We start from the raw sequence: 1364 nt of genomic DNA, 5'->3' as shown, positions 1-1364 counted from the left end.
GAGACTGTCAGATATTTTGTGTGCGGGCCGATAACGGCCTGCCGTCAGGTAGGTCGTGCTTTTACCAGGTCGGCCTGATAAATCGATCTCCGTACAGAATCGCAAATTGATTCATCGCGCTCTTCCAGTCATGTGCCGCTGAGCCCCAGTTTGCGGTGATATTGCGCAACCCAAGCCAGATCAGTTTCGTTGCCGCATCGTCGGTAGGGAAGTGACCTCGGGTTTTGATGATCTTGCGCAACTGAGCGTTGATGCTCTCGATAGCGTTGGTTGTGTAGATCACTTTTCGAATCGCCGGCGGGAACACGAAAAATGGAATGACCCGGTCCCAAGCGCGGCGCCAAGCAGCCACTACCGTCGGATACTGCTTGCCCCATGGCCCGCTTTCAAACGCATCCAGCGCCTGCTCGGCCGCTTCGGTGGTCACCGCCTGATAGATCGGTTTAAGCGCCTTGGCCAGTTCGCGACGCTTATCCCAAGCCGCGTAATCAAGACTGTTGCGGATCAGATGAACAATGCATGTTTGCAGTGTCGTGTCTGGAAATACTGCGCTTAGCGCTTCTGGCATGCCTTTAAGACCATCGGTCACAGCAATCAGCACATCTTCGACGCCACGTGTCTTGAGGTCGTTGAAGACCTTCATCCAGAACTTGGCGCCCTCGGTATTTTCTATCCAGATGCCGAGAATATCGCGTGTTCCGTCCGGCAGAACACCCAAGGCCAGGTAGATCGCCTTGTTGCGGACCAGCCCCTCCTCGCGGATTTTGACCCGTAGAGCATCGAAGAAAATCACCGGATACATCGGCTCCAAAGGCCGCTGCTGCCATGCACCGATCTCCGCCATGACCTCGTCGGTTACAGAACTAATGAAGTCGGGAGAAACGTCAGTACCGTACTGCTCGGAAAGAAACGCACGGATCTCTCTGACGGTCATTCCACGGGCATACATGGCGATGATCTTGTCATCGAACCCGGTGTAGCGGCGCTCGTGCTTGGGAATCAGGATAGGGGAAAAACTGCCATCCCGATCGCGGGGAATATCCAGCCGCAGCGGGCCGTCACCGGTTAGAACCGTCTTGCCGCTTTTGCCATTGCGTTGGTTGGTTTCATCCTCAGGGCGCTGCGCGCCCGGCGGATAGCCCAGGTGGTGACCGAGCTCAGCACTCAGAGCTCGTTCGATCAAAGCCTTTTTGAAAGCCGCAGCCGCATCTTCAATGGCTTCAGCTGTCATCGGTCCATCGGTGAATTGCTCAAGCAGCTCTTTCGGGATTTTCGGCAGCTCTCGCAACGCGGGTTTCTTTTTGGTTGGCATACATGCACCTCTTGCTCATGTTATGCCCGAACACAAAATTTCTGACACCCCC

The 1364-nt window shown here is 55.3% G+C and carries 1 protein-coding gene; it reads right to left on the bottom strand.

The annotated features are described in order from the left end of the window. Window positions 1-61 precede the first annotated feature (61 nt). Window positions 62-1312, bottom strand: coding sequence for an IS256 family transposase (locus DXT77_RS00005; RefSeq protein WP_119426114.1), 1251 nt, complete (start codon window positions 1310-1312; stop codon window positions 62-64). Window positions 1313-1364 lie beyond the last annotated feature (52 nt).

It is taken from the genome of Pseudomonas sp. 91RF, from assembly GCF_003576265.1.
Lineage (GTDB): Bacteria > Pseudomonadota > Gammaproteobacteria > Pseudomonadales > Pseudomonadaceae > Aquipseudomonas > Aquipseudomonas kribbensis.
The sequence above is the reverse complement of the archived record's forward strand: the minus strand, read 5'-3'. Positions and strand labels throughout refer to the sequence as shown.